The sequence below is a fragment of the Paenibacillus zanthoxyli JH29 genome (assembly GCF_000520715.1).
In the GTDB taxonomy this organism is placed as follows: Bacteria; Bacillota; Bacilli; order Paenibacillales; family Paenibacillaceae; genus Paenibacillus_AQ; species Paenibacillus_AQ zanthoxyli.
The window spans coordinates 1-12115 of sequence record NZ_ASSD01000180.1 but is presented as its reverse complement, the minus strand read 5'-3'; the positions used below and the strand labels follow the sequence as shown (position 1 = coordinate 12115).

The window sequence follows — 12115 nt, the reverse complement described above, 5'->3', positions numbered from 1 at the left end:
CCACTTCAAGTGTTAGCTAAGTGGGGGAGTGTTCAACAGAGAATAATCTATGTATGGAAGCAGTTGGTTACCATTGAAGCCGCCGATGGCAGTCAGAATCCCTTTTACTTTCGGATCTCTAAATGCGTTATGCAAATCTTCAATTCTTGCTTCTATGGAGGAAGAATTGAATTCATCGCTGTCCAGAGAGTACTTGGAGAACGTAACCCGATAACCCAACTGCTCTAGTTTCTTTTTTGCCAATTCCCGCTGCTCCACGCGGATCAGACTTAGGCTTCTTGAGGGTGCAATAACCCGTATCTCATCGCCCTGTGTTAATTTATTCGCTTGCATACTAAGCCTCCTTTATTCTAACCAAGACGAATCAGCGTTAAGGTCGGTACGCCAAGAATACATACAGCCGAAGCAGCCAATAAAAAAATTGTAGTGTTCCTTTTCAACTTTCTATTTAGCGCCGACTTATACCACCCCCTAAACTGAAAGTAGTTGCGATACAGAACAAAGAATAGAATGAAATTACCCAGCGTCGTATACCATCCATCGATTTCCAGATTTAAGAAAGTGGTAAATACAAGCTGCTCCAATCCATAGGCGATGGCCGTGCCCAAAATAAACAGAAGGCATATTCGGAGTAATTCGAGCAGAAAGGTTGCCAGTTTTATCATAAACCCATCTCCCCCCGATTCTGATTATCCCTGCCGATTCCATTATCCACCTTTATTAACAATTAGAACAGAGGAAAAAAATATGATTAAGGTCTTGACAAGTGGTCGATACTTGTTAATAATGGTACTTATAGAACACATGTTCGTTACCAGGTTTGTTTAATTCTATTTCGATAAAGGGGCGACAGGTGTGGATAATCAAAAGATTTCGACGTTTCTAATGTTTTCCGGACAAGCAGAGGAAGCCATGAACTTTTACATTTCTTTGTTCGAGCGGTCGGAAATTCTGCATATTCAGCGCTACGGACCTGGAGAGGCAGGAGCGGAAGGAAGCGTGGTGCACGCCATCTTCTCCCTGAACGGCCAGCAGTTTATGTGCATTGACAGCAATACGCCGCATGACTTTACTTTTACGCCTGCCATTTCACTCTATGTCAATTGCGAGACCGAGGAAGAGATCGAGAATCTGTTCGGCAAGCTGTCTGCGGGGGGCCAGGTGTTTATGCCTCTGGATAAATATCCTTTCAGCGATAAATTCGCCTGGGTTGGCGATCAATTCGGGGTGACGTGGCAGCTGAATCTGCTGGGGAAACAGCAATAGATCGAAAATAAGCCACAACTATCTGCTGTAGCAAAGAAAAGGAGGCACAATCACCCTAAGAACTAGTGACGGTGCTTCCCCTCGATCTATCATATCATACATGCTTTCCCTTAAAAAATCTTGCCCGTATTCAGAATGTGGCGGTCATCAAGCGCATCCTTGATCTGCTTCATGGCAGCGATCACCGCCGGGTCCGTTGCTTTCTGGAAATAAGGCTTCTTGCTCAGCCCGATTCCATGCTCGCCCGACGTCAAGCCGCCAAGCTCATGGCTTTTTCCGTAAATGCGGCTCATGACGGCTTTCAAATCCTTCCTCCAAGCTTCCGCATCCCGCTCCCCGCGAACGACGCATAAATGCACATTGCCGTCCCCGGCATGGCCGAAGCTGATCAGCTGCACGCCGCTGTCCTGCTCCACTTCATTGGCGTAAGCGATAAAATCCGCCGTCTTGTTGATCGGCACGACGATATCCACCGGCTCCTGCTCGGACACTGCTTCTACCGCCTTGACGAGCGCCCCGCGAACCTTCCAGACCTCGTCTAAGATCTCTTTATCCTCCAGCAGCAGAAAGTCGAGCGCTCCATTCCGAACGGCAGTCTGACGCGCACGCTCCGCATTGGAACGGACCTCGCCCTCGCTGTTGCCGTCGAAGGACAGCAGAATATACGCCGACGCCTCTGGATATGGAAAAGTGACTCCCATAAACCGCTCGCCCAAGGCAACTACCTTGCGCTCCATGAACTCGATAGCGGTTGGTCCAACATTCTCGTGAATGAGCCGGATCACGGCGTCAATCCCCGTCTTCAAGCTGTCAAACGGCAAAAGCGCCCCCATTACGAACGCAGGCTTCGGAATAAGCTTCAATACGCATTCGGTGATGATGCCAAGCGTTCCTTCCGAACCGATAAGCAGATGTTTGAGCGACAGCCCCGAGCTGTCCTTCACCACCTTGCCGCCGGTGTGAATCACCTCGCCGCTTGGCAGAACGGCCGTCAGCCCGCGCACATAATCCCGCGTCACGCCGTACTTAACCGCCCGCATGCCGCCGGCATTGGTGCTGATGTTGCCGCCGATCGTCGCCTGCTTCTCCCCGGGGTCAGGCGGATAGAACAGCCCGCGCGCTTCCACATAGGCTTGCAGGTCGGCAAGCAGGACACCCGGTTCCACCGTCACAGTCAGCGTATCTTCGTCCAGCTCCACAATCCGGTTCATCAGGGACAGGTCAAGCACGATGCCCCCATGCTCTGGCACGGTAGAACCAACAAGATTCGTTCCCGCCCCGCGCGGCGTCACTTGAACAGAGTTCGCATACGCCCATTTCATCACTCCGCTGACCTCTTCCGTGCTGACCGGAAACACCAGAGCGTCGCAGGTTCCCTGCAGGCGTCCCAGATTATCCGTAACGTACTTTTCCGCGATTCCTTCCGTCTTGATCCGTCCCGGATCGGAAATAATGCTGTACAGTTCCTGCAAGAAACCCACCTCTACTTTCTGGTAAATACCCGGGCGCACCAATCGCCGACGAATTGCGCTCCCTGGACAATGACAATCAGCAGAAGGACTGTTGCGATCATCACGCCCGTCTCATAGCGGTAATATCCGTACTGGATCGCCAAATCGCCGATCCCGCCGCCGCCGACAAGGCCCGCCATTGCGGAATAACCGATCAGGCTGATGACCGTGACGGTCGTCGCCCGGATCAGGCCGGGCATCGCCTCCACAAACAGCACCTTCCGTAAAATGAGACCTAAGCCTGCTCCGGTGGCAATAGCCGCTTCGAGCACGCCTTTATCCACTTCGCTGAACGCCCCTTCCACCAGCCGGGCGAAAAACGCGACGGAAGCGAAAGCGAGCGGAACCGAAGCGGCCACCGGCCCGATGGTCGTGTTGACGATCAACTTGGTCAATGGAATGAGCAGCACGAGCAAAATAACGAATGGAACGGAGCGGATCACATTCACCAGCACGCCCATCACCGCATTAAGCGTCCGCCTGGGAAAGAACAGGGGACTGGAAGACAAATACAGAATGAGACCGATTAGCAATCCGAACACAAGTGAAGCGGCTAAGGAAATGCCAATCATAATCAGCGTTTCCCAAATCGCGGAGGGCAGCTCCAATTGTAAAATATCCCAGGTGCTATCCATTCAGCTCTCCCCCTTCTTTTGCTGCGGAAATCCGTTCAATTTTAAACACCTGTCCGGAGATATAGTCCCGGGCTCTGGCAATTTCCGCTGCCTCCCCGCTCAGCTTGATAAGCAGAATACCGAGCGGTTTGCCTTGAATATATTCGATCTTGCCGTGGAGAATATCGACCAGCACGTCGAATTCCTTCGACACCTTACTGATAAGCGGTTCATAGGCCCGCTCGCCGGTATAGGTGATCTTCAGCATTTCCTCCTGACCCTTCAGTTCCAAATGCTCCGGTACTTCAATATTCAGCACCCGGGAAACCAAAGACTGGGTCAGCGGATGCTGCGGTTCCGTGAAGATTTGGTACGTATCGCCGACCTCCACGATTTCACCTTCCGCCATCACCGCAATGCGGTCAAACAGCTTCCGGGCCACGTCCATTTCATGTGTGATAAACACAATCGTAATCGGATTGTCCCGGTTGATGCGCCGTAAAATCCGGATGATCTCTTCCGTGTTCTCCAGGTCAAGCGCTGAGGTCGCCTCATCGCACAGCAGGATTTCCGGATCGTTCGCGAGCGCCCGGGCAATCGCCACCCGCTGCTTCTGCCCGCCGCTCAAATTGGCCGGATACACCTGTGCCTTGTCCGACAGATTCACCTGCTTGAGCAGTTCAAGCACCCGGGCGCGAATCTTCTCCTTGGGATAGTTGTTTGCTTTGAGCGCGAACGCAATATTGTTGTACACCGTCGCTCCGCTGATCAAGTTAAAATGCTGAAAGATCATGCCTATCTTCAATCTGACATTGCGCAGCGCGGCGCCTTTGAACCGGGTAATATCCTGACCGCCTACCATGACTTGGCCTGAAGCGGGCGGCTGCAGGAGATTGATTACCCGAACCAAAGTGCTCTTCCCGGCTCCGCTCGGTCCGACAATCCCGAAGATTTCGCCCTTGCCGACGGTTATGGACGCCTCTTTGACCGCGTGCATTTTCCGGCCCTTTTGTTTAAAGATCACGTTCACTTTATCAAGAACAATCACCACGAGCACCCTTTCCTGCAATCAACACCGTTCTTGCCCTGCTGTCCAGCTGATTGATTACTTGCCGTATTTGGCTGTGTACCATTCCGGTTTGTCAAAAGCTTTGAAAATTCCATTCGCGTCTTCAATCGCTTGGTGGAACTCTTCCGACTCGACCGCCGCTTTCAGGTCCTTGCCAAGCTGGCCGTCAATATCCGGAGTCCGCACCGCAACAACGTTCTTGTAGTCCTCCGTCAGCTTCTCAACAGCAAGCGCGCTTGCGAGGTCAAGCTTTGCCGCAATGGCAAAGTTTCCGGGAATCAGTCCGATCGCCACGCTGTCTAGGCTGCGCGAGATTTGGGCCGCGTCCATCGTTACAAACTCCAGGTTATGCGGATTGTCCGATACATCATGCACAGTAGCTTTGGTCGGGTCCACATCGGCTTTCAGGTCAATCAAACCGAGCGCCTTCAGGAAGCGCAGCGAGCGCGCCAGATTGGAAGCATCCACGGCAATCGCCACCTTGGCACCGTGCGGAATGTCCGCCATATTCTTAACCGAATTGGAATACACACCCATGCCCGCTGTCGGAACCGAAATCACCTTGCCGATGTCCAGCTTGTTGTCCGCAGCGAATTTCGTCAGGTATACCGTGTGCTGCATCAGATTGGCGTCGATTTCTCCGCTGCCCAGCGCTTGGTCCGGCTGCACATAGTCCGAAAATTGAACGACTTCAATCTTATAGCCCTGCTTTTCCATATAAGGAGCAATTGCTTTGGTGATCATATCGCCATAAGGGCCGGGAGACACGCCAATCTTGATATCCTTCTTCGTCTCCGGCGCTGCGCCTTCATTCGCTGCTTTCTCATTGCCGCCGCAAGCGGCGAGCAGAAGTCCCATCAGGGAAACAATCAGTGTAATGACCAACCCTTTTTTTATCTTGTTCATTTGTCTGTTCCTCTCGTTTTCATTTATTTGATATTTGTTATTTCCTTGCCCCGGTAAGCCTCAAGCTTCTCCAGCCGTTTGAGCGCCTCGACCAGCGTCTCTTCCTTCTTGGCAAAATGAAACCGGATATACTGGCGCACGTCCTCCCGGAAAAAGCTTGAGCCCGGAACCGCTGCCACCCCAATCTCTTTTGCCAGCCACTCGCAGAACTTGTAATCATCCAGCTCGCCGAACTCGCTGATATCCACCAGCACATAATACGCCCCTTGGGGCTTGTAATACTTGAGACCGATCCGGTCCAGTCCGTCCAGAAACAGCGTCCGCTTCCGCTCATAAATCTCGGTAAGCTCTTCATAATATGCGTCGTCCATTTCGAGTCCCTTCACCGCCGCTTTCTGCAAGGGAGCGGCTGCTCCGACAGTGAGGAAATCATGCACCTTGCGGCAGACCTCAATGACATGAGCCGGACCGATAATGTACCCCAGTCTCCAGCCGGTGATCGAATACGTCTTGGACAGCGAGCTGCAGGACAGCGTACGTTCAAACATCCCGGGCAGAGAAGCCATGTACGTATGCACATGCGGCTCGTACACAATATGCTCGTAGACTTCATCCGTAATTACGAACGTGTCAAATTCAACCGCGAGCCGGGCAATCTCCTCCAGTTCCTCGCGCGTGAACACTTTTCCTGTCGGGTTGGACGGATTGCATAAGACAATCGCCTTAACTCCCTGTTCAAAAGCGTTCCGCAATTTTGCGGAGTCAAACTGGAATTCCGGCGGGGCGAGCGGCACATAAATGGGGGTTACACCGGTCAGAATCGCATCCGCCGTATAATTTTCATAGAACGGAGAGAACACGATCACCTTGTCGCCCGGGTTGCACACCGTCATCATGGCCGCCATCATCGCTTCGGTGCTGCCGCAGGTCACAACAATATTCGTTGCCGGGTCTACAGGAATACCCATCAGCTTCGTCTGCTTGAGCGCAAGCTTCTCCCGGAACAACTCGGAACCCCACGTAATCTCATACTGATGGGGGCCGTCGTCCGCGACTTTCCGCAGTTCCTCCGTCAATTCCCGTGGCGGATCGAAATCGGGGAAGCCCTGGGATAAGTTAATGGCGTCATACTCTCTGGCTACACGGGTCATTTTGCGGATAATTGATTCGGTAAATCCGTCCAGCCTATTACTTAATTCCGGCATCGCCTTGGCTCCTTTTCTCTAAACATCCCGTACAATGGTATAAATATACACTTTTTATTTAAACATACCATTTTTGTCGGATTAACGACTTAAAGTATAGAATCCCCGCTGTGTCTTGTCAATGCTTTTTCTACATTATTCGCAATGAACCGACAGGAAAAAGTCTACCAGTCACCCGTACTATTTTGTAAAAAAACAAAACCTGCGAAGCCGCTTAAAAATCAAGATCTTTGCGGGCTTCTTCGTTATTCTGCATTCCTAATCTACTGTCTACCCAAATTCATACCTTAACCGGATCATATCCCGGCACTGTATGCCGTTCTCATAGATGGCCTCCGTATAATTTCGCACAAAAAAGTCACGATCCACGCCGACGATCCGAAATCCGCATTTTTGGTAAAGTATGAGCTGATGAATACTGGAATTCCCTGTACCGATCTCGATGTTCCGCACCTCCAAAGCTTTCGCTATTTCAATTGCGGCTTGCAGCAATCTTCTCCCGATCCCCTTGCCCTGAGCATCTTCCCTTACGGCGATATTCATAATCTCAACCGTCTCCGCATCCCTTGGCAGCAGTACAAGAACGCCAACCGGTGATTGCGGCGATGCCTCTTCGGACAATGTGGCAATGTAACAGGTTCCCTGCTTCAGATTGCGGTCTACCAATTCTCGGGACGGGTCGGCGAGCAGCAGCAGTTCATAAGGCGGCGTTTCGTCAGCGGCCAGCATACGGATGTGAAAATCCTGTCCCAGAGCATATTCCTTCATCATTAACAAATCACCTCCGCATGTATTGGTCTTTAGTATCAAATAAGCGGTCCAATTCAGACATTTTGCTCAGCAGTTAACACAGCATCCGCCGTTTTTATATTATATCTTCCGCTATTTTCGTGAGCTCGTCTACCAATATTGGGTTGTTTTTTTCTTTAACGCCTGTCTCTTACGATAGGAATGCCCTGCTTTCCATACAAATTAAAGGTACAGATAGTGAAATCAAAATATCCAGAAGATCCGGAAATTGTGAATAATATAATGAAGAAACCCACGGGGAAAATGAACTGTTCTCTGCGGGTTTTTATTCCAATTTACATATCCCCCCTGGGGGGATAAAATAAGACTAATATCATCCCCATCAACTACAGGTAACGGAGGAAATGCCGTGTCATCGAATCTGCTGGAGAGCGCGAGTAAAACCCGAGGGCAGAAAGTCAAAATCATACTGGCTTTAGCTATCCCGGCTATGATTGAGAATTTTTTTCAAACGGTCGTTGGATTTGTCGATACATTGTTTGTATCTAAACTGGGATTGACAGAGGTTGCAGCCGTCGGTGTCACCAACGCGATTCTGGCTGTTTACATAGCAGTATTTATGGCGCTGGGTGTAGGCACCTCCTCCATGATCGCGAAAAGCGTGGGGGCAGGAGATTTTGATAAAGCTAAAGCCATTGCCACACAGTCAACATGGGCAGCCTCGGCGGCGGGATTATTTTTTGGAATAGTTACCTTCTTCTTTGCCGGAACGTTATTGCGTGTCATGGGAGCGGAGCCGAATGTAGTAGCTGAAGGAGTGAAGTATTTCCGGATCGTCGCCGTGCCATCGATTCTGATTTCATTAATGACGGTATTCGGCAGCATATTAAGGGCGGCGGGCAATACCAAGACCCCTATGAAGATCGGATTGTGGATTAACGTCTTTCATATTCCTCTGGATTATGTACTTATTTTTGGGATTCCCGGGGTGGACGGTCTTGGGATTACAGGTGCGGCGTGGGCGACTACGATGGTACGAATTGCAGGTACGGTTCTGCTGTATCTTCATATTCGGAAGACGAAATTATCTTTCCCGATAACCCAGGGGTTCATTTTCAATCGTGAATTCGCTCTACCTTTATTAAAATTGTCCACACCTGCCGCTATTGAAAGGCTTATCATGCGTTTTGGCCAAGTGCTGTACTTCGGCTTAATTGTCCGGATCAGCACCGAGACCTATGCCGCTCACACCATAGCAGGCAATATTGAGGTGTTCTCTTATATGCCCGGATATGGCTTAGCGGTAGCGGCAGCTACGCTTGTAGGGCAAAGCTTAGGGGCGAATCGTCAAGATGATGCTTACCAGTTCGGAAAAATAGCTGCCGTGATCGCGGTCCTATTCATGTCCTTCGTCGGTGTTCTGTTATTCTTCCTTTCCCCTGATGCCGCAGCATGGTTTACAGACGAGACTGAAGTTCGTGGTATGGTCATTACAGCCCTGCGTATTGATGCATTCGCCCAGCCCTTCCTGGCGATTGGATTAGTCCTGGCAGGAGCATTGCAGGGCGCGGGAGACACCAAAAGTCCACTATACAGTACAACTATAGGCATGTGGCTTATTCGGGTTATAGGTGTTTATGTTCTGGGCATTTCGATGGGGCTTGGAATCGCGGGAGTATGGCTGTCTATTGCAATCGACCTGGTTGTCAGGGCGTTATTCTTAATGTATCGTTTCAACAAGAAAATTGCCTGATTCCCGTTTCCGGAAGTGCTGCTTTTCAAAAGATTGTTCATGTCCCTCCATGAAAATCCTTCTTTTTCAGTAAAATACCTCTGTACATACCGCCAAGCATAACTCCTTCATCGACCTGGATAGTAAAGTGATTCTGGTAAGAATTGATCCATTAACCGCGATACCGGCACTAACCCTTTATTCGCGGATTCCTTCCAAATCATTTTTGATATCGCGAAAATCACTTGGAAGATAAATGTTCACCGAAAATAAAGTACTAGACTGATCCTTTTATTTTCCGGATTTTCCCATACGACTCTGAGGCATATCTTAAAGACGGTTTCTTTAATCTCATGCAATGCAATAATACAAATTATTTGGATATATTTGTTTTTGGGCATAAAGATGAAATATTACTTGTTTCTAGAGGCTGCCGGCATCGGCAGTCTGCTCGTCTATCTGGCATTATAATGCAACTTTGTATATGATGGAACCGTCATTTATCAGAAGAGATAAGCGATAACCGAAGAATACGGAAAGGAGTAAAGAAATGGAGAAATATTGGAATCACAATACTGCATTTCACGAAGAGTTAGTAGCAGATGCAAAGGAACGAGGTGGCCGGGTCCTTGACATCGGCTGTGGTGACGGTTTATTGCTCCAACGCCTAGCGCCTTTCGCTCAACAGGTTGTCGGAATTGACCCTGATACGCAAACTATTGCGCGCGCGCAGACTCGTCTAGCTTCGATCTCAAATGTGTCGCTCATAAACGGCGACTTCCTTGCAATGCCAGCCCCTTCTCAGAAGGAACTATATTCTACGGTCATTTGCGTAGCAACTTTGCATCATATGGAATTGAGAGCCGCACTGTTAAAAATGCGCCAAGTTCTCGCACCAGGTGGGAGGCTCCTTATAGTTGGTTTAGCAGCCAACAAATCGTTCATAGATTTTTTCATCTCTGGACTTCTTGTTCTCCCAATCCGTTTCATGGAACGACTTCATGGCGGAATGCAAGACGTAGGTGTTCGGATTGCTGATCCTAAAGAGTCTTTAAGCGAGATTCGCCAAGCGGCACATGAGGTACTGCCTGGGGCAAATATCCGACGCCGCTTCTATTACCGATATCTAATGTCATGGAACAAACCTATATTAGACATTAACTAGCAACGCAACGTATCGTATGTAAAGATAGATTAAGCTAACGGATACGATAGTTAAAATATTACAGCGGCAACTTAAGACTATTTTTCTAGTCTAAGTGTGCCGCTGCGTCTCTATTCCCTTTGGGAAACACGTCAAATTGCTTCCATTTCATCGATGCCGTTACGTCATTGCCCTTTGAGACGCCCGACTCTTTTGATCACGCTATTGAAATTGATGCCCTTGCTGGCTCGTATAAGGCGTTTAATCGCCTGGTCCACCTTATGTTGAAAAAAAATGTAGGTATGCTAAAATAACTGTAACATAAATGAAAGGTGTTGGGGAAAGTATGTAATATTTCTTGCGTATTTTAGAGCAAATAAAACAACTGCTGTTTTATTTCTTTAAGCAAGAAAGTTACTTATTCTTCCCACTCAATACGTGTATACATTACCACTCCATTTATCATAATGTTTTATTGGAAGGTTTGTATCTGTTTGGGCTACAAGAAAGGTAACTTTCTTGTAGCCCTTATTTATTTTGATGGAGGAATTCGCCTGAACAGCTTTATCTGGAATGTAACTTTATTTTAGGAGGTTGTAATAAATGTTTGAAGTTGTGAATGTTTATGTGAATCGTTCATTGTCCGTTGGTACGGTTCACGATCAAATTAAACGGATGCCGGGGCATTATCCATCTATCGATAGATGCACGTAGCGACTCTAGCTGCAAGCTTCGTGAATTAAATCTAAGTTGGTTAATGCATATGCTAGAGGACCCTAAAAGGTGCTTTTGGCATTTTCTCCGGCTCAAGAGGAGAACAAACATGAAATCAACTTCAAAATACGAAAGAATTCAACACTTATTGTCGGATTTAAAACAACCTGCATATCGTTTCCAACAAATCGCGGACGCGATCTTCAAGCAAAGAATTGGTGAATATGACCGAATGACTATAATTCCTAAAGCTATAAGAAACGAGCTAATACAAAATTTTGGCGAAAGTGTTTTGAACCTAACTCCAGTTATGCAAAAAACATCTAATCAAGTTAATAAAGTGCTTTTTGCTATTGAAGGTAACGAACATGTAGAAGCAGTTCAACTTAGCTACGAACGCGGCTGGAAGTCATACTGCATTTCAAGCCAATGCGGATGTGGATACGGTTGTCGTTTCTGTGCTACAGGAACAATTGGACTAAAACGGAACCTAACCGCAGATGAAATTACCGATCAACTGTTGTACTTTCATTTAAACGGACAGGCTTTAGATAGTGTTTCATTTATGGGGATGGGGGAGGCTTTAGCCAATCCTTATATTTTCGATACGCTCAAAATTCTAACAGATTCACGAACCTTTGGCTTAGGGCATCGCAGAATTACAGTTTCCACCATTGGGAATATACCGGGGATAGATCGGTTAACAAAAGAATTTCCACAAGTTAACCTTACCTTTTCACTTCACTCCCCTTTTGATGAACAACGGAGTGAGCTTATGCCGATTAATAATCGTTTTCCGCTTAATGACGTGTTAAATAAGTTGGATCAGCATATTAGTGATACAGGTAGAAAAGTTTACATTGCGTATATATTACTTCGTGGAGAAAACGATTCAAATGAGCACGCAGAAGCTATCGCTACTTTATTAAAAAACCGAGGTCCTTGGGAACATTTATATCACGTCAATCTGATACCTTACAACTCAACCGACGTAACACTTGATAGTTTTCATCAATCTGACAAAGAACGAGTTCAAAGGTTTGCTCATATTTTAAAGTCAAAGGGAATCAAAGTCACTGTGAGGACTCAATTTGGAACGGACATTGATGCAGCATGCGGTCAACTTTACGGGCACAATAAGTGAAATTGAACGCTCCCCCACTTAGCTACACTTGAAGTGGGGGATTCTTGGGTAATCCCTTCT

12 protein-coding genes are annotated in these 12115 nt (G+C 48.1%); 4 read left to right on the top strand and 8 right to left on the bottom strand.

Annotated elements, in window-relative coordinates:
* Window positions 1–12: 12 nt before the first annotated feature.
* On the bottom strand, window positions 13–333 hold the full coding sequence (locus L691_RS0107130; protein WP_025689663.1) for an LD-carboxypeptidase: 321 nt from the start codon (window positions 331–333) through the stop codon (window positions 13–15).
* 17 nt (window positions 334–350) lie between these two features.
* Window positions 351–665, bottom strand: coding sequence for a hypothetical protein (locus L691_RS0107125; protein ID WP_025689660.1), 315 nt, complete (start codon window positions 663–665; stop codon window positions 351–353).
* Between the two features lie 190 nt (window positions 666–855).
* Here L691_RS0107125 and L691_RS0107120 point away from each other — a divergent pair, with 190 nt between their 5' ends.
* Window positions 856–1266: a VOC family protein gene (locus tag L691_RS0107120; RefSeq protein WP_025689658.1), complete on the top strand. Its 411-nt coding sequence runs from the start codon at window positions 856–858 to the stop codon at window positions 1264–1266.
* A gap of 110 nt (window positions 1267–1376) precedes the next feature.
* Here the strand turns inward: L691_RS0107120 and L691_RS0107115 are convergent, their stop codons facing one another.
* The 6 genes from L691_RS0107115 to L691_RS0107090 form a co-directional block, all read right to left on the bottom strand.
* On the bottom strand, window positions 1377–2738 hold the full coding sequence (locus L691_RS0107115; protein WP_025689656.1) for an FAD-binding oxidoreductase: 1362 nt from the start codon (window positions 2736–2738) through the stop codon (window positions 1377–1379).
* A gap of 11 nt (window positions 2739–2749) precedes the next feature.
* Entirely contained in the window at window positions 2750–3412 is a 663-nt protein-coding gene (locus L691_RS0107110; RefSeq protein ID WP_025689655.1) for a methionine ABC transporter permease, read from the bottom strand.
* Window positions 3405–4439 (bottom strand): methionine ABC transporter ATP-binding protein, encoded by a 1035-nt coding sequence (locus L691_RS0107105; protein WP_025689653.1) that lies wholly within the window; start codon window positions 4437–4439, stop codon window positions 3405–3407. Before L691_RS0107105 ends, L691_RS0107110 begins: the two co-directional genes overlap by 8 nt.
* A gap of 57 nt (window positions 4440–4496) precedes the next feature.
* A complete protein-coding gene (locus L691_RS0107100) occupies window positions 4497–5366 on the bottom strand; it encodes a MetQ/NlpA family ABC transporter substrate-binding protein (RefSeq protein WP_025689652.1) in 870 nt (289 codons plus the stop codon).
* Between the two features lie 23 nt (window positions 5367–5389).
* Entirely contained in the window at window positions 5390–6571 is a 1182-nt protein-coding gene (locus L691_RS0107095) for a pyridoxal phosphate-dependent aminotransferase (RefSeq protein WP_025689650.1), read from the bottom strand.
* A 270-nt stretch (window positions 6572–6841) separates the two neighbouring features.
* A complete protein-coding gene (locus L691_RS0107090; RefSeq protein WP_025689648.1) occupies window positions 6842–7342 on the bottom strand; it encodes a GNAT family N-acetyltransferase in 501 nt (166 codons plus the stop codon).
* Window positions 7343–7730: 388 nt separating this feature from the next.
* Here L691_RS0107090 and L691_RS0107085 point away from each other — a divergent pair, with 388 nt between their 5' ends.
* The 3 genes from L691_RS0107085 to L691_RS0107075 all read left to right on the top strand — a co-directional run bounded on the left by L691_RS0107085 (window position 7731) and on the right by L691_RS0107075 (window position 12055).
* Complete coding sequence (locus tag L691_RS0107085; protein ID WP_025689646.1) at window positions 7731–9074, top strand: MATE family efflux transporter; 1344 nt, start codon at window positions 7731–7733, stop codon at window positions 9072–9074.
* Window positions 9075–9603: 529 nt separating this feature from the next.
* Window positions 9604–10218, top strand: coding sequence for a class I SAM-dependent methyltransferase (locus tag L691_RS0107080; RefSeq protein ID WP_025689645.1), 615 nt, complete (start codon window positions 9604–9606; stop codon window positions 10216–10218).
* 802 nt (window positions 10219–11020) lie between these two features.
* Entirely contained in the window at window positions 11021–12055 is a 1035-nt protein-coding gene (locus tag L691_RS0107075) for a Cfr family 23S rRNA (adenine(2503)-C(8))-methyltransferase (RefSeq protein WP_025689643.1), read from the top strand.
* Window positions 12056–12115: the final 60 nt, after the last annotated feature.